Origin of the sequence: Flagellimonas ulvae (assembly GCF_049333175.1) — a bacterium.
Taxonomy (GTDB): domain Bacteria; phylum Bacteroidota; class Bacteroidia; order Flavobacteriales; family Flavobacteriaceae; genus Flagellimonas.
This window is the reverse complement of the sequence record NZ_CP186325.1, coordinates 1500711-1515760: the sequence shown is the minus strand read 5'-3', so window position 1 is coordinate 1515760 and position 15050 is coordinate 1500711. Positions and strand designations below refer to the sequence as shown.

Here is a 15050-nt window from a genome sequence, read left to right as displayed (position 1 = left end):
CTTCTGTTGAAGCAGTTTTTTAAATGGAAAATGATACAGTACATATTATTGGTGGGGGTATTATTGGACTTTGTGCTGCATGGTATTTAAAAAAGGCGGGATGTACCGTTACCGTAATCGATAAAGGTGATTTAAAAGAAGGAACTTCCTTTGGCAATGCAGGAATGATTGTTCCGAGCCATTTTGTTCCCATGGCAAATCCGGGAGTTGTTGCCCAAGGTTTAAAATGGATGCTCAATAGTAAAAGTCCATTTTATATAAAGCCTAGGCTAAATCAGGATTTAATACAATGGCTATGGCATTTTTACCGCTCTTCCAATCATCAGCATGTTAAGCAAGCGATGCCCATCTTATATGAACTGAATGAACACAGCAAAGGATTATATCGCGAATTCACAAGTCTAGAGAGTTTTGATTTCTGTTTTGAAGAGAAAGGCTTGTTGATGCTTTACAAATCTGGGAAACAAGAAGAAAAAGAGGTCAAAATGGCTGAGCAAGCCAGAAAATTGGGAGTGGAGGCAGAGATTTTGGATGCGAAAGAATTGAGCAAGTTGGAACCTGATATGGATTTGGATATATTGGGCGGTCTTTATTTTCCTGGTGATGCACATCTCTATTCCAACAAATTAATGTTTCAACTTGTTGAAGTTCTTAAGCGGGAAGGGGTTCAGTTCAGAACAAACACTTCCATTTCGGATTTTGGTTTGAGAGGATCAAAAATTGATACATTAATCGATGATAAGGGGAATTTGATCCCTGTAAAAAATGTGATTGTGGCCTCGGGAACCTGGACAGCCAATCTATTGAAAAAGGCAAACATTAAGCTTCATATTCAGGATGGTAAAGGGTATAGCATTACACTAGACCAACCCAAAGTTAAACCTCGGATACCAACAATTCTTTCCGAAGCTAAAGTGGCCATCACTCCAATGGGAGATGATTTGAGGATTGGGGGCACTTTAGAAATAAGTGGCATATCACCAAAAATCAATCTTAAGCGAATTCAAGGCATCAAGGAGAGTATTCCAAACTATTACAAGAATATGGATTTGCCCCATACAGAAAGCAAAGATATATGGAAGGGATATCGACCCTGCACGCCAGATGGCATGCCTTATATTGGAAAATCGGGGACACTAAATAATTTGTATGTAGGTACAGGGCACGGAATGATGGGATTGAGCCTAGGAGCTATAACAGGAAAGTTGTTAAGTGAGTTGATGACCAAAAAAAAACCATCAATGAATTTGTTCCCATTTCGATTGGATAGGTTTGACACGTAGAATCGGAACATCTTAAGCACAACAAACCTATCATCAGCCATGGGTCCAAAGTTTTTTGAATTGAGAAGGAGTTGTATTCTTAAGCTTTTTAAAATGTCTCAAAAAATTGGACATGTTCTTAAATCCCACACCATAACAAATATGCTCGATAGAGTATGTATCGTTTTTAAGCAAAACGCAGGCATTTTCAATTCTTAGCTCATTTAGAAACTGTATATAGGTCTTCCCTGTATGCAATTTGAAGAAGTGGCTAAATTGAGCCCTACTAAGGTGAGCTAGGCTGGCAATTTTTTCAATGGTTATTTCTTGTTTATAGTTTTCGAACGTGTAGTCTAATACTTTTTTTAATCTTCCTCCAAGCTCAGAATTTGATATTTGGTTACAAGGAGTACTATTTAAATATTCTTTTTTACAAGAATTTAATTGGGAAAGTATTTTGAGAAAAGTGATGATTCTTTTCTCGTTTTGTTGTTTGGTAATTGAGGTAATACGATTGAAAATAGGGTTTTGGGATGTGCCAATAACGCGAATTCCCTTCAAGGAATCTTTAAGAAGCGCCTTTACACCCTTCATCTCTTTAAGGCCGAAAAAACTCTGACCAAACGAGCCTTCATTAAAGAAAAGGGATATTCCTTGAATATTTGGAGAGTTTTTGGTAAAATATTTGTTATCGCTTTTTAACAAATGTGGAACATTGCTTCCTATCATAAAAACGTCTCCAGCATTGAATGGTGAAGTGCTGTTTCCTAAATAAAGAACACCTTCTCCACGGATGATCGCTATAATTTGATAATCTTCATGATAATGCAAACGATCATAAAAATGCGGACCAGAATCAAGTTGAACAAGGAGAGCATGGTTGGCAGACTTTGGTATTTTAAACGGAATGGGGTTCTTCATTTTTAAGAATTCATATCTTAATTTAGAATATCAAAGGTGTATGAGAATAATTTGAAACAATTTAAAAAGATATCTTTTACCCATGCAAATAGAATATTTAAAAGAAACTTACTTCTTCGATTTTAACAGTCCTCAAATTCAGGATTTGATTTCAGAGCTTGAATCCCTTTCATCTGAAAAAGAAAAGATTTCGGGTCTGTACATCAAGGTAAGGGATTCTTGGCGATATAATCCGTATCATATTGGTTTTACGGATAAACATTATAGATCTAGTCATATCTATTCAAAAGAGCAGGCGCATTGTGTGGACAAAGCCATCTTATATATTTCAGCACTTAGAGGTTTAAGCATTCCCGCTCGGTTACGTTTGGCGAAAGTATCTAACCATATTGCTACGGAAAGACTGGAAGCGAAGTTAGGGTCAAATGAAATAGCACCTCACGGTTTAGCAGAGGTCTTTCATAACGGTCAATGGGCAAAGTGTTCTCCCGCCTTTAATAAAGAACTGTGCGAAATGTATAATGTGGAACCATTGGAATTTAATGGTAAAAAGGACTCTATTTTTCAGGAATACAACAAAAAAAGCGAAAAATTTATGGAATATCTTGAGGATTATGGCAGCTTTGCTGATGTTCCCCTAGATTTTATAAAAGAGATTTTCAAAGAGAATTACCCCAATTTATACGAATCATATAAAGGAAAAGAAGAGATTAAGATTTCTTGATTGAAGAATTTAAATCAGTATTTTATTTCCAATCTGTCGCCAGACTTTGAATAGGAGAAATCCAAGAATCAACGCCACTGCCAACATAACAAAAGCTGTGCTTGTTTTTCCATAAATAAACATTCCGGTGGTAAAAAGAATGCAGTACACAAGCAACCAACCTAGAACCATGGCCAAGAGACCTTTTGGAACCATCCACTTACCTGAATCAGAGACAATGGAAACATTCTTCTGTTTAGCAAGTTTAACAATTTTGTTCCAACCTCTCCCACCGGGCTGGATGTGCCTATAAAAATCAAAAAGCTTTTGTTCATCATCCGGTTTTGTGAGGAAAGTGACCGTCAACCAAACTATGGAAGATGTCAAGACCACAAAAGGAAATTCAAACCAACTAGGAAAAATTCCTTCCTCTCCTGAAAACATAGCTGAGTTTACTGCTGGGATACTAATAATGATGGAAATGAGTCCCGAAGCAAACATGGCAGAAATCTCGCTCCATGCATTTATTCGCCACCAAAACCATCTTAGGATGAATATTAGTCCGGTACCTGCGCCAAACATCAAAATATATTTAAAAAGCTGAACAGCGTTGGTCAATATCATGGCAATTGCGGTACTTGCCACCATTAGAATAACTGTACAGATTCTACCAACTGCCACTAGTTTTTTCTCAGAAGCGTTCTTGTCAATAACTTCTTTGTAAATGTCATTTACCAAATACGAGGCACCCCAATTAAGGTGTGTGGATATGGTGGACATATACGCAGCTACCATAGATGCAACTACTAAACCCAATAAACCTGAGGGCAAAAAGGTGAGCATTGCGGGATATGCCAAGTCATGTCCCAGTTTATCGTCAGTTATACTGGGGAAAGCATCCGAAAGATTTGAGAGTTCTGGGAATATAATCAACGAGCATAGTGCTACAATTATCCAAGGCCAAGGACGTAGTGCATAGTGCATAATATTAAAAAAGAAGGTGGCACCAATGGCATGGTTCTCATTTTTAGCGGCCAACATTCGCTGGGCAATGTAACCTCCACCACCAGGTTCAGAGCCAGGATACCACGAACTCCACCATTGTACCGCAAGAGGTATGGCCAATAAGGTAATAATGGCATTTGTATCGTTCTTCTCTGGGACCAACGCCAATTTATCTTGGACATTTGGATGTTGAATTAGGTTTTCAAGCCCTCCAATCTGTGGGAGGTTTACACAATAATACGCGGCTCCAATAGCACCTGCCATAGCCACAAAAAACAATAGGAAATCAGAATACACTACACCTTTAAATCCTCCAACTGCACTAAATAGCAGGGTAACAGATGCAGCATAGCCAACCGTTTCCCAAGCAGAAATCCCAAGCATAACCTGGCCTATTTTAATTGCGGCCAAGGTGACTCCGGACATTGCCAGAATATTGAATAGAAATCCCAAATAAAAGGAACGGAAAACCCTAAGAAATCGAGCTGGTTTTCCTGAATAGCGAATTTCGTAGAATTCCATGTCGGTTTTGACATTGGATTTTCTCCATAAGCGCGCATAAACAAAAACAGTCAGTAAGCCAGTGAGCAAAAAGGCCCACCATACCCAATTTCCTGCCACACCGTTCTGTCTGACAAGGTCGGTTACTAAATTTGGAGTGTCGGTGGAGAATGTGGTGGCGACCATAGAAAAACCTAATAACCACCATGGCATATTACGTCCGGATAGAAAATATTCTGAAGTGTTTTTTCCTGATTTCTTGGCAACTACAAGTCCAATTATTAAGGTTGCCAGAAAAAAGACAATAATAATTCCGTAGTCCAGATTGCTCAGCTCCATGGTTAGTTATTTACAGATTGGTTTACCATACTTTGGCAATGTCAATATACAAGTATTTCAACATCAAAGTCTATTTTCTTTTCTTGGATTGAATTGAAGTACTTTAAAATAGAAAAGCATTACACCTGAACAGCACTTCAATACAATCAAATGTTGTAATTTATTTCTGAACCAAACCCAGAAGAATAGTGCAAATTGGAAACATCCCAATGGTCCCGGAAGCGATATTGATGGGAAGGAAAATCATCCCGTAGTGCATGTAGCTTTTGAAGATGCATTGGCCTATTGTCAATGGGCTGGAAAAGAGATTGCCTACTGAGGCTGAATGGGAATATGCAGCTAGGGGAAAGAAGCCTGCTTCAATCTACTATTGGGGAGATGATATAAATGAACTAAACTCGAATGCAAACACTTGGGAAGGTAGGTTTCCAATATCCAATACGCAACAAGATGGTTTTGCACTTAGAGCTCCGGTGGGTTCGTTTAAACCCAATTCCTTTGGACTTTATGACGTTTCAGGTCAGGTAATGTATGGGAATGGACCAACGATTGGTATCATGCAAAGTATTATCAAACATTGCATGAAAAAGGACAGGTTTTAAATCCGAAGGGAGCTGAATCTGCTTTTAATCCATCAAACCCAAGAGCTAAGGAGCGAGTGATAAAAGGAGGGTCTTTTTTGTGTAGCGTTACCTATTGCGCCAACTATCGTATATCCTCTAGAATGGCTTCTACAGAAGACTCTTCATTGGAACATTTAGAGTTTCGAACGGTCCTTTCATTGGATATGTTTGATTGAGAGGCCTTTTGAAAATATGGGCATGAGGTAAAATAGGTATAGATTCACTAGTGAGGATATGTAAACAACTTTAGACATGAACTAATTGGGATACTCTTTTAAAGCTGGTAATTTAAGTTTAACACCAACAATAGGACCGCAAAAATACTCATCATCAATAGTGTAATTGGAGAGGTTAAACTCAAAATTTCCTGGAAACAAAGAGTCCAGCCTTTCCAAAACGTTTCCAATACCGTTTCCTATGATGGGTGTTTCGGATTGCAAGGGTTTCCCATTGTTAATTACATCTATTTCAAGAAAATCATTAGTTTCTCGTATTCGCAACAGGACTTTGATTTTTTGATGTCTTTCTGAAAAGCTGTGCTTAATGGTGTTCTCTAAAAGGGGTTGAAAAAGAAGAGGAGGGATAAGGAACCCTTCAAGGCCTTCTGGAATTACTTTTATCAGCTCCCACTTATCATCATATCTTAATTTTTCCATTTTTGCATAGGTTTTCAAAAGCAGAAGCTCATCCTTTAGTAAGATTAATTTGGAATCTTTTAGACTCAACGTTTTTCTTAGTAGGTCGCTCAAGTCAGCAATTGCATTTTGAGCTTTAATTTGATTTTCATCTATCAATGAAGAAATATCGTTCAAAGAGTTAAAAAGAAAATGTGGATTCAATTGTGCCTGCAAAGCCTGAATTTTTGAATCAAGAAGTTCAGCTTTTAGTTTTGAAGTTCTTAAATCATCGGCCTTTTTTCTTTGGAAATAATTATAGGCGTAGACGATAGCTATCATTGAAAAATACAAGAAGAAGTTGAAGCTTAGCCCACCCAAGCCCCTTATGTAAATACTCTCTGCCGTCAGCGAGATTGCTTTTGAGAACAATTTAATCTCTACCCAAAGTCCTACAAAAGCAGTATAAAATGAAAGTAATGCAGCTAATGCCAAATGGATTACAATTATCCTCCAATGCAGTGTCCTTTTTTCGAAAAACTTCTTAGTTAACAGTAGTGCTACAAGGACGTAGGACAACTTCGCAACAAAAAAAATCACATATTGAATGGCTAACTGGCCCAAGACAATGGTTGAGGTCTCATCTTGATTGTAGATAAGCACAGTTGCCAAAAAATCAATTACATAGGCCACCAAATAGTATACAAGAAGTACTTGAAACAATTTGCGGTCGAGAAATCTATATGCCTTAGTGTTCATTTTATGATTTCCTAAGATTCAATTGATTTACAAAAGCAGTTTTATACCCTTTGGAAACATTGAATTTCTGATCATCCATCATTACTACGCAGTAATCACCGTATCCTTCGCTGACAACTTCCTTGATTCGGTGAATTTGTATTATGGTTGAACGATTTAGCCTTAAAAATGAATTGGGATCGAGCTTTTCCATCAAAGTGGTCATAGAAGTTCTATAGACATGCTTTTTACCATCTATCATGAACAGTTCTGCATAGTACGCTGAAGATGTTATGTATTTAATATCCTTAGTGTAGGCGAACAAGTACTTTCTGCCCACTTTGAGAACAATTTTTTCTAAAAACCCTTTTGAAGGCTTTTTTACATCTTGTAGATGATTCAAGAGTTGGTCAAACCTTGAATGCATTTCATCATAATTGTTGCTTTTTTGATTTGTTTCTGCTTTTAGGACCGCATTCTCCAAAGCATCCAACACTCTACTTTCCTTGTAAGGTTTTAATACATAGTCAATAGCTTGGATTTCAAAAGCTTCAATTGCATAATCATCAAAAGCAGTAACAAAAACGGTTATCGGTAATATGGGTGGGTCTATTTTTTTTAGCACTTCAAATCCTGAAAAATCAGTCATTTTAATATCCAAAAACACAATATCCGGCAGTTCAGACTTAATCTTAGAAACCGCTTCAGATCCAGAACTTGCCTCAATTAATGATATGCCATTGCGGTTTTGAAGAATTTTCAGAATTCTTTTTCGCGCCAGATTTTCATCATCAACAATTAAAACTTTCATATATCATGTTCCATTAGATTGAACTTGTCTTAAAAAAAATCGATAGGCTAATCCTTTAAAGGCAAACTCCGAAAAGGAGTCAAGAGATGATTGCTATTCTCCATCACTTATTACAAAGCAAGATATTCAATAATCCATAGAGTAATCATGCCATATTTATCTAAAAATAGGCCATACATATCATATTTAACTGGAGAAGTAGCGAATTCAATACATTGTGATAAATCACTTATTAATGAGATATTGTTTTTTGATAGCTTTAGCTATTCTTTCCTTTTTTTCCCACGGGCAGGATTTAAATTCAATTTATAAGGAAAGCATGGAAGCCCACAAAAATAAAGATTATACCAAATTTGTGGCCCTTAACAAAGAAGCGCTTAAGTTGCATCCATCACAGCCTACTTTTCTTTATAATCTAGCCGCTGGATACAGCCTAGTGGACAGTTTGGAAAACGTATATCAAACCTTAAAAAGGCTACTGAGCTGGAATAACAAAATAGACTACCAAAAAGATGCTGACTTCAACAATTTCTTGATATCGAACAGGTATACCAGGTCTTTGGACTCCTTGGTCAACTATTATGGACGGGTAAAGGAGGTTGGAAAAGATTATGCCCTTTTCAAAGACAAAAGGCATTTGGAAGATTTAGTATTGTTGGATTCCCTTTTGTTCGTTACTGATGTTTATCATGGCGAATTGCTCAGGTACAACACAAAGAAAAACGAAGTTGCCGTTGTAAAAGCGTTTGACTTACCTGTTTTGGCTCTAGCTTCCAAACCCAATTCAAATTCGGTTTGGGTAAGCACCGTCAAAATACTTCAATCCAAGAAAAAAGGACTTCCTTCAAGTGTCCCGGAAATTATTGAAATCGATGTTTTTAAGGGAAAAATAAAATCAAGAATTCCTCTGGACGATGATTTTGTGGGCGGCAGTATGGTATTTGATAAAGATGATAATTTATATATATCGAACTCCACTAAACCCGAAATCATCATTATAGATACCAAAACGAATACTATAAGGCAAAAGCTACCTGTGGATGATGGTTTTAATCTACAAGGAATAACCATTGATTTGGACAGGAATATCTTGTACGTTGCAGATTATATAAAAGGGGTAGCAAAGGTTGATATTACGAAGGATTACCAAATTACATGGTTGCAATCGGATAACTTTTTGTTGAAAGGGATTGATGGATTGGCGCATGTTAAAGAAAATCAATTACTGGCAATACAGAACAATTCAAGCCCGAAAAGAGTAATTCAATTAATAGTGAATGGTTTGGCTATTGAAACAGTAAGGTTGCTAGACAACAGCCTTAATACTACTAGCGAGCCTACCAATGGCAAATACTACGAAAAGCTTGGGTTTCTTTATTTGGCAAACAGTTCATGGCCCCACTATGATAAAAACGGTGATGCGATTCTTGACAAGTGGGAAGAACAAAAAGTACTTCAGATACACCCGGATACATTTCTTGGCCTATAGTATAGTATGAAAGAGCCCATCCTTTTATCATTTTTAATTAGACCTATGAAACGCTTGACGCTTATCTTCTTCTTGATTTTCTTGATTTCTTGCAAAACCAATAAAAAAGAAACCAGGGAGACTTCCAATCCTTCAATTGCTCTATTGGGAACTTTTCACTTTGGAGCGACCACAGATTATTCTTCCATGGATATGGACAACTTCAACTCTGAGAAAAGACAAAGTGAGATAGAAGAACTTGTACAAGCTTTAAAGGAATTTAAACCGACAAAAATACTCTTGGAATGCACCCTAAAAGATGAAGCCCTTTTTCAGAAAGCCTATGCCAATTATGTGAAAAATGAAACGCAACTAAAAATGGACGAAAGAGAACAGATAGGGTTTCGTTTGGCATCAGAACTAAATCATAGTACCATTCATTGTATTGATTACAAACTGCCCGTGCCTTTGGATTCTCTTTCAAATTTTGCAGAAAGGAATATGAAATCTGAGTTCTTACGTTTTTTAGCCAGTATTGAAAAGAATGATGAGGATGATTCAAAAATTTTAGCTGCCAAGTCACTTAAAGAATACTATGCTTTCAAAAATAGTAACGAGGAGGACCTAAAAAACAAGAGGCAATATATTCAAGAAACGGCAAAGTTTGTTTCTGACTCTACTTATATTGGAATCAAGTTTGTCTCTGTCTGGTGGGAGCGGAATTTCTATATCATGTCAAATATTGACAGACATATTGGTGATACAGATAGAGTATTGGTTTTGATCGGTGGAGCACATCGTGCTGTGCTAAAGGATTTTTATCAAGATAGAAATGATGTCAATTATATAGAAATAGCAAATTATCTGAAATGAATGAATATAAGTTCAAAATAGTACGTTGGCCCCAACTAATAGGTTGGATGTACATTTTATGTATTGGTTGTGGTGCAGATAAGTTACCTCTCCCGTCTGAAATGGAGAACAACTATCAAGAAATATCAGAAACGCAACAACAGGATTTACCCTCGGAGTATCATATTTTGTTTATCGGAAATAGTCTAACCTATACCAATAACTTGCCCGAACTGGTCGGAATGGAGGGAGCAAAGAATGGGATCTCCTTGGGCGTCCATTCCATTGCAAAACCCAACTATGCCATAGTAGACCATTGGTCAGAAGGAGAAGTACAAGGGCTGATTAATACGGGTAAGTATGACTATGTGATTATTCAGCAAGGACCTTCATCGCAAGAAGATGGTTATGATATGTTGGTCAATGAAGGAAAAAAATATGCAGAAATCTGTGAAGCGAACGGAAGTGAATTGGCCTACTTTATGGTATGGCCATCCATGAACTATTACCATACGTTTGATGGGGTTATTGGAAACTATTCTGCAGGAGCCCGAGCTAATAAGGCAATTTTATGCCCAGTCGGTTTAGTTTGGAAAAACCACTTTGAGGATACAGGTGATTTTTCGTATTACGGACCAGATGGGTTTCATCCGTCATTAAAGGGAAGTCAAATCGCTGCAGAAGTAATTCTAAGTAGTCTATTCAATATCGACTAAAAAGTTAAGCTGGACCTAATGTGCAAACGAAACCTTTCTTTCATTTTGACGTGTTTCTTGTTGACAACCGCGTGTCGTAAACCAATAGAATACAACTCTACCAAGGAGCTTTTGAAAGCTATGAAAACTAAAAATGATAGCAATTGGTTTCGAAATTTTACTTTCAAACAAAGAACCTTCTTTTTTGATAAAAAAGGTGTGCAAACTGATTCGGCGATATGGTATGAAGCGGTAAGCTATCCTTATCTATTTAGAATTGATAGAAATCTAGCGGAAAAGGACTACACTATTTATAGAAATGATTCAACGTACCAATTTAAAAACAATAGTTTGATAATGGCCACAAATCGCCCTGCGGTGCATTTAGTCTTTAAAGGGGGATTGTATTTCATCTCTTTAGAAGAAGCGATGACAAAGCTAGATGAGTATGGTTTTGATACAGCCGTTTTTCGAAAAGATAAGTTCAAGGAAGAACTGGTATACGTAATAGGGGAAGAGGCCAATCAGTTTTGGCTGCATCAAGAAGATTTTTATTGTGTACGAAGAATTTCAACCGATAGTAGAGGTAAAAAAATGGATGTTATCTACGATGATTTCAAACCTATTGGAAAAGGTTGGGTAGAACAAAAGGTTACCTTCTATTATGAAGGGAAAAAAAGGCTGGAAGAATTCTATTATGATATTAAACTTAAGGACACCATTAGTCCAAAAACTTTTAGTGTGACCAAAAACAACCAATGGTATTTGAAGTATTGAAATGACATAGTCAATACTTTCACAAATGTTTGCAATATTAATGTTGTTATACAATAAATAGAATAGCTAGAGCAGTAGGAATATTGATCCTTACAATTTTAGGCGGGGTACTATAGTGCAATCATGTGGGTAACGGGGCAACTAAAGAAACCAATACAAATTGGATTGATAATGACTACTTAAAGAACCTGATAATGGTTAATCAAGATATATTTATTTCTGAAGTGACAAGTGTTGAAACTGCTAACAGGCAAAAAGCTAAGATGCTTCTTGATTGGTTGGCTACAGATTATCAACGGCGTACAATACATGAAATTTTGGAACGGCAAGGGGGCATTTGTCATGAACTTGCAATGGTAACCATGCATTTTTTTGAAAAAGCCAATATTAAGCGAAGAAAGGTAACAGAAATCAACTTGCACACCTAGAGTAAAAAACGACAAAAGGATGCGGAAGAAAGAATAGCCAAAAAAGGAAATACGGCCTCTGTATTTGGATATATGCATAATGATCATGTTTGGATTTAAATATATGATTATGATAAGTGGATACCAGTTGACTCTACTATGAACATTTTTGGAATGCGACAGTGGATCGAGGCTCGATTGGCTTTTGATAGGGCAAAGACTATTAGTCCGTATTCAAAAGATATGATTTTTCCAATAGGTACTTATGCGATAAATCCTGAAAGCGGAGAATTTATGGATAGGAGTAAACATTATATTATCGATGAGTTTAATGCTTATTATGAAGGGGAGTTGTCAGAAAAAAAATCATAGAACAACTGGTGTCAACAGGCAAGGATTTTGGGCGATTTGAGTATTAAATCTTTCCGAGGAGAATATAATCTGCATAAGAGTTCGGATAAGTTTAAGGAAATCGCAGATACCTTTCAAGTGTTAAAATCAGAATTAAATTAGAACCTAAACATATAAAGTCCAGTTGTTTCGTCAAATGAAAACCTTAAGAAAATACGGCGATTTGTTCATTAGGTTTCCTGTTGGTTTTCACTTGATTTATGGAGTGGCCGATAATATGTTTTTTTGGGAACGGATGCTTGAGTTCGAAACCTTTTTAAAAGGCTTTGGTGTCCCTATGTCTTTGGCAGCTGCCCATCTATCTGTCTATGCCCAGTTTATATGTGGAGTTTTGTTTATTATTGGATGGAAAACCAAATGGGCATCAATCACTATGATTATCAATTTTATCGTTGCCATTGGATTGGTGCATCTAACAGACCCATACCAGAATAAGTTTCCTGCTATCATGATGCTAAGCGCATCAATTTTTATACTTCTAAATGGTGATGGGTATTTTACGATAAAATTACTTGGAAAAAAGAAACGCTGATTGGAGATGTGACAGTAATAAAGAAAAAAGAATTTCAGGTTTGAAAGATTGGACAATAAAAGGGAACTTTTTTCTTTACTATTTAATAAATGTAACCTTTTATATTTTTCTTGGTATATATTGAAACCTCTCAGTTTATGCTGATAAATAAACAAATGAATTATACAAATACGTATTATAATCTTTACAATAAGCAGCAGAGTGTTCTACCTCCCCAATTCCAGGAGGAAGAAAACTATATTATGAGATTCCACACCAAACTGCCTTATTATGCGTATAATGGCCAGAGTTTGATAGTCATTTTTTTTAAAAAAGGCCAAGGTAGTTTAATCGTCGATGGAAAAAGGCTAAAAGTTTCAAACCAAAAGTTTATCATTTTAAACCCAACCAGTCATTGGGAATACATCAATACCAGGGATGAGGATATTGACGTCCTAAGTTTTGCATTATCTCAAGAAATGCTATCCAAACAACGGTATTTCAAAAAGGCAAGCCACCATAAGCTCTTGAACTCACCTTTTGAATCAATGGATTCAGATAATTTTTTCTTTGAACAAAACTTTAGTGTTAACTGTTACCATTCCGGTAAGCTATTGTCAAGAATACATAATCTTTCCAATATACAGAGCCCCTCATTAATTAATTCAGATGAGGTTTGTATGGAGGTCTTGGAAAGTATACTAAATGATCAGGTCCACTTTTATGAGAAGTCAAAAAGCATTACTGCTGTAAAGAATTCAACCCAACAAGAAATCATGAAAAGACTCTTGGTAGCTTTTGAGTATATACACGATAACGTAACAAAAAAAATTACTATAAAGGAATTGGCAGTTTCATCTAGCCTTTCAGAGTTTCATTTATTCAATTCATTTAAGAATGTTTTTGGTAGTACCCCGCACCAATATATGAATGCACAGAAAATGACCAAGGCGAGAGAGATGCTTCAAAAAGATTCGTTATCCGTATCAGAAGTAAGTACTCTACTGAATTTTCCAGACGTGCCTACCTTTAGCAAGCTATTCAAAAAAACTTTTGGAAAATCTCCAACACATTTTATGCAATAAGGCTTACCAGACCATTCCCAATTATAAGTTTTTGACAATTGCCGCTGATTATTAAGTGCTTTATTTGATTCAGAAAATAGATGAATTCAATAGCGCCTATTAGAGGACTGTTGATATACTCTGTGAAAGTTAAAATGAAGGAACTCAATGGTTAAAACACTCATGAATACTAATGCGTCAATAGTTTTTTTGCTCCTTGTAGCTGGATTTGTTTCGTGTACCTCAAGCGAAGCCATGTCTCAGTCCTATGGAAACAAAATCGAACGAAAGGTTCTGAAAATAGTTGAGAAGCAAAAACTACCGTCGCTTACCCTAACCATTTTGCATCAAAAAAGTCTTCTGGATTTTCAGTATACCAGTGAAGAACTTGAACAACAAGAAATCTACGGTATTGGCAGTACGACCAAATTACTTGTGGCCGTACTTGTCCAAAAACTGATTGAAGAGGGCAAAGTCTCTTTAAATGATAAACTAACTGATTATGTTAAGGGTTTAGAAAATATAGAGGGTATTGAAAATCTAACTATTGGTAATGTTTTGTCACACACCAGTGGGCTAGAGGATTTTACCAAGCATCCCGTGTGGATACAACAGGTTATGAACAATAATACCCCTAAAACATTCGCAGAAAAAATAAGACTTGTAGGCAACAAGCTAAGTCAAAATCCTCTTTTCGAGTACAGCAACACCAATTATCTGGTTTTGGAGCAAGTTGTGGAATCCCTTACGGGTAAAACATACAAAAAGGCATTCAATGATTTTTATGCCGAACATGACCTATCTGACATACAAATTGGTCGACCGGACAAGGAGATCCAAGGTTTTTTTGCCGATAAATTAGAGGCAGTATCACAGGTTTCTAACTGGCGCGAATATTATGGTTATGCCGGCGAAGTATACACCACTTCAAAAGGGCTCCACAGGTTTTCCAAAGCGCTTTTTATTGATGGCACCATACTAAATCCAAAGTCAATGGAGCGATTGAAGGAATGGGTCTCCATGCATCCAAACATCATTCCAATTGGGAGAAAGGGTAAAATCTTGGCTTATGGGAACGGATTAATGAAGCTTATGTATGATGGTAAAGAATATGTTGGGCATTCGGGGGGAACGCTAAAATATCAATCTTTTCTATTTGTGAACGAAGAGGAGAAAACAAGTATAAACATTATTACAAACTGTAGCGGCAGATACTATAACAATGTGTTTTTTCAAGAGCTTGTTCCCACTATAATGGAAGAATTATAGTCAAAAAAATAACACCAACCACGAAATCTTAATTGTTTAACCAAGGTTGTTTCTATGAAACAGCAGTAAAATACCTATG

Annotated in this window: 18 protein-coding genes; 14 read left to right on the top strand and 4 right to left on the bottom strand. The window is 36.6% G+C overall.

The genetic code is table 11. The features are described from left to right. Window positions 1-23 precede the first annotated feature (23 nt). Window positions 24-1283, top strand: a complete 1260-nt coding sequence (locus ACOKFD_RS07010) for an NAD(P)/FAD-dependent oxidoreductase (RefSeq protein ID WP_422860580.1) — start codon at window positions 24-26, stop codon at window positions 1281-1283. A gap of 33 nt (window positions 1284-1316) precedes the next feature. Here ACOKFD_RS07010 and ACOKFD_RS07005 read toward each other — a convergent pair whose 3' ends face one another. Continuing rightward, window positions 1317-2183 (bottom strand): AraC family transcriptional regulator, encoded by an 867-nt coding sequence (locus ACOKFD_RS07005; protein WP_422860579.1) that lies wholly within the window; start codon window positions 2181-2183, stop codon window positions 1317-1319. Between the two features lie 82 nt (window positions 2184-2265). On the opposite strand from ACOKFD_RS07005, the gene ACOKFD_RS07000 reads away from it, so the two are divergent. Then, window positions 2266-2907, top strand: coding sequence for a transglutaminase-like domain-containing protein (locus tag ACOKFD_RS07000; RefSeq protein WP_422860578.1), 642 nt, complete (start codon window positions 2266-2268; stop codon window positions 2905-2907). A 9-nt stretch (window positions 2908-2916) separates the two neighbouring features. Here ACOKFD_RS07000 and ACOKFD_RS06995 read toward each other — a convergent pair whose 3' ends face one another. Continuing rightward, window positions 2917-4731 carry a sodium:solute symporter family protein gene (locus ACOKFD_RS06995; RefSeq protein ID WP_422860577.1) on the bottom strand — a complete coding sequence of 605 codons (1815 nt, stop codon included), beginning with the start codon at window positions 4729-4731 and terminating at the stop codon, window positions 2917-2919. 118 nt (window positions 4732-4849) lie between these two features. Between ACOKFD_RS06995 and ACOKFD_RS06990 the strand changes: the two genes are divergently transcribed. Genes ACOKFD_RS06990 through ACOKFD_RS06980 form a run of 3 tightly spaced genes read left to right on the top strand, consistent with a single transcriptional unit; the run spans window position 4850 to window position 5530 of the window. Continuing rightward, window positions 4850-5050, top strand: a complete 201-nt coding sequence (locus ACOKFD_RS06990; RefSeq protein ID WP_422861008.1) for an SUMF1/EgtB/PvdO family nonheme iron enzyme — start codon at window positions 4850-4852, stop codon at window positions 5048-5050. Then, window positions 5004-5333: a formylglycine-generating enzyme family protein gene (locus ACOKFD_RS06985; RefSeq protein WP_422860576.1), complete on the top strand. Its 330-nt coding sequence runs from the start codon at window positions 5004-5006 to the stop codon at window positions 5331-5333. The genes ACOKFD_RS06990 and ACOKFD_RS06985 overlap by 47 nt, the downstream gene beginning before the upstream one ends. After that, window positions 5309-5530 carry an SUMF1/EgtB/PvdO family nonheme iron enzyme gene (locus tag ACOKFD_RS06980; RefSeq protein ID WP_422860575.1) on the top strand — a complete coding sequence of 74 codons (222 nt, stop codon included), beginning with the start codon at window positions 5309-5311 and terminating at the stop codon, window positions 5528-5530. Before ACOKFD_RS06985 ends, ACOKFD_RS06980 begins: the two co-directional genes overlap by 25 nt. An 81-nt stretch (window positions 5531-5611) precedes the next feature. Here the strand turns inward: ACOKFD_RS06980 and ACOKFD_RS06975 are convergent, their stop codons facing one another. Continuing rightward, a complete protein-coding gene (locus tag ACOKFD_RS06975) occupies window positions 5612-6727 on the bottom strand; it encodes a sensor histidine kinase (RefSeq protein ID WP_422860574.1) in 1116 nt (371 codons plus the stop codon). Window position 6728: 1 nt separating this feature from the next. Next, on the bottom strand, window positions 6729-7517 hold the full coding sequence (locus tag ACOKFD_RS06970; protein WP_422860573.1) for a LytR/AlgR family response regulator transcription factor: 789 nt from the start codon (window positions 7515-7517) through the stop codon (window positions 6729-6731). A gap of 235 nt (window positions 7518-7752) precedes the next feature. On the opposite strand from ACOKFD_RS06970, the gene ACOKFD_RS06965 reads away from it, so the two are divergent. From ACOKFD_RS06965 to ACOKFD_RS06925, 9 genes are all read left to right on the top strand, one after another. Beyond that, window positions 7753-9006, top strand: coding sequence for a YncE family protein (locus ACOKFD_RS06965; RefSeq protein WP_422860572.1), 1254 nt, complete (start codon window positions 7753-7755; stop codon window positions 9004-9006). 45 nt (window positions 9007-9051) lie between these two features. Further along, window positions 9052-9858, top strand: coding sequence for a DUF5694 domain-containing protein (locus tag ACOKFD_RS06960; RefSeq protein ID WP_422860571.1), 807 nt, complete (start codon window positions 9052-9054; stop codon window positions 9856-9858). Continuing rightward, window positions 9855-10553 (top strand): SGNH/GDSL hydrolase family protein, encoded by a 699-nt coding sequence (locus tag ACOKFD_RS06955; RefSeq protein WP_422860570.1) that lies wholly within the window; start codon window positions 9855-9857, stop codon window positions 10551-10553. The genes ACOKFD_RS06960 and ACOKFD_RS06955 overlap by 4 nt, the downstream gene beginning before the upstream one ends. Before the next feature lie 120 nt (window positions 10554-10673). Next, window positions 10674-11309 carry a hypothetical protein gene (locus tag ACOKFD_RS06950; protein ID WP_422860569.1) on the top strand — a complete coding sequence of 212 codons (636 nt, stop codon included), beginning with the start codon at window positions 10674-10676 and terminating at the stop codon, window positions 11307-11309. Window positions 11310-11503: 194 nt separating this feature from the next. Next, on the top strand, window positions 11504-11737 hold the full coding sequence (locus ACOKFD_RS06945) for a hypothetical protein (RefSeq protein WP_422860568.1): 234 nt from the start codon (window positions 11504-11506) through the stop codon (window positions 11735-11737). A gap of 153 nt (window positions 11738-11890) precedes the next feature. Beyond that, entirely contained in the window at window positions 11891-12088 is a 198-nt protein-coding gene (locus tag ACOKFD_RS06940) for a hypothetical protein (protein WP_422860567.1), read from the top strand. A gap of 175 nt (window positions 12089-12263) precedes the next feature. Further along, window positions 12264-12659: a DoxX family protein gene (locus ACOKFD_RS06935; protein WP_422860566.1), complete on the top strand. Its 396-nt coding sequence runs from the start codon at window positions 12264-12266 to the stop codon at window positions 12657-12659. Window positions 12660-12796: 137 nt separating this feature from the next. Beyond that, a complete protein-coding gene (locus tag ACOKFD_RS06930) occupies window positions 12797-13723 on the top strand; it encodes a helix-turn-helix transcriptional regulator (protein ID WP_422860565.1) in 927 nt (308 codons plus the stop codon). A 147-nt stretch (window positions 13724-13870) separates the two neighbouring features. Beyond that, window positions 13871-14971, top strand: coding sequence for a serine hydrolase domain-containing protein (locus tag ACOKFD_RS06925; RefSeq protein WP_422860564.1), 1101 nt, complete (start codon window positions 13871-13873; stop codon window positions 14969-14971). Window positions 14972-15050: the final 79 nt, after the last annotated feature.

Bases quoted from the DNA above. Each gene is read 5' to 3' on its own strand.
- ACOKFD_RS06995 (WP_422860577.1), bottom strand. From the start codon at position 4,731: ATGGAGCTGAGCAATCTGGACTACGGAATTATTATTGTCTTTTTTCTG.
- ACOKFD_RS06935 (WP_422860566.1), top strand. From the start codon at position 12,264: ATGAAAACCTTAAGAAAATACGGCGATTTGTTCATTAGGTTTCCTGTT.
- ACOKFD_RS06960 (WP_422860571.1), top strand. From the start codon at position 9,052: ATGAAACGCTTGACGCTTATCTTCTTCTTGATTTTCTTGATTTCTTGC.
- ACOKFD_RS06965 (WP_422860572.1), top strand. From the start codon at position 7,753: ATGAGATATTGTTTTTTGATAGCTTTAGCTATTCTTTCCTTTTTTTCC.
- ACOKFD_RS07000 (WP_422860578.1), top strand. From the start codon at position 2,266: ATGCAAATAGAATATTTAAAAGAAACTTACTTCTTCGATTTTAACAGT.
- ACOKFD_RS06955 (WP_422860570.1), top strand. From the start codon at position 9,855: ATGAATGAATATAAGTTCAAAATAGTACGTTGGCCCCAACTAATAGGT.
- ACOKFD_RS06975 (WP_422860574.1), bottom strand. From the start codon at position 6,727: ATGAACACTAAGGCATATAGATTTCTCGACCGCAAATTGTTTCAAGTA.
- ACOKFD_RS07010 (WP_422860580.1), top strand. From the start codon at position 24: ATGGAAAATGATACAGTACATATTATTGGTGGGGGTATTATTGGACTT.
- ACOKFD_RS06940 (WP_422860567.1), top strand. From the start codon at position 11,891: ATGCGACAGTGGATCGAGGCTCGATTGGCTTTTGATAGGGCAAAGACT.
- ACOKFD_RS07005 (WP_422860579.1), bottom strand. From the start codon at position 2,183: ATGAAGAACCCCATTCCGTTTAAAATACCAAAGTCTGCCAACCATGCT.
- ACOKFD_RS06970 (WP_422860573.1), bottom strand. From the start codon at position 7,517: ATGAAAGTTTTAATTGTTGATGATGAAAATCTGGCGCGAAAAAGAATT.
- ACOKFD_RS06950 (WP_422860569.1), top strand. From the start codon at position 10,674: ATGAAAACTAAAAATGATAGCAATTGGTTTCGAAATTTTACTTTCAAA.
- ACOKFD_RS06985 (WP_422860576.1), top strand. From the start codon at position 5,004: ATGCATTGGCCTATTGTCAATGGGCTGGAAAAGAGATTGCCTACTGAG.
- ACOKFD_RS06925 (WP_422860564.1), top strand. From the start codon at position 13,871: ATGGTTAAAACACTCATGAATACTAATGCGTCAATAGTTTTTTTGCTC.
- ACOKFD_RS06930 (WP_422860565.1), top strand. From the start codon at position 12,797: ATGCTGATAAATAAACAAATGAATTATACAAATACGTATTATAATCTT.
- ACOKFD_RS06945 (WP_422860568.1), top strand. From the start codon at position 11,504: ATGGTTAATCAAGATATATTTATTTCTGAAGTGACAAGTGTTGAAACT.